Below are 219 nucleotides of genomic sequence, written 5' to 3'. Positions count from 1 at the left end.
GCTAGTAATCGCGGATCAGCATGCCGCGGTGAATACGTTCCCGGGCCTTGTACACACCGCCCGTCACACCACGAGAGTTTGTAACACCCGAAGTCGGTGGGGTAACCTTTTTGGAGCCAGCCGCCTAAGGTGGGACAGATGATTGGGGTGAAGTCGTAACAAGGTAGCCGTATCGGAAGGTGCGGCTGGATCACCTCCTTTCTATGGAGAATTGATGAA

1 rRNA gene is annotated in these 219 nt (G+C 54.8%); it reads left to right on the top strand.

The features are described from left to right. Positions 1–201 (top strand): 16S ribosomal RNA (locus MR147_RS27020); the annotation flags it as partial. Positions 202–219 lie beyond the last annotated feature (18 nt).

Origin of the sequence: Bacillus cereus group sp. BfR-BA-01350 (genome assembly GCF_022663775.1) — a bacterium.
Taxonomy (GTDB): Bacteria; Bacillota; Bacilli; order Bacillales; family Bacillaceae_G; genus Bacillus_A; species Bacillus_A paranthracis.
Note: the sequence above shows the minus strand (reverse complement) of the source record. Positions and strands in the feature narration are given on the sequence as shown.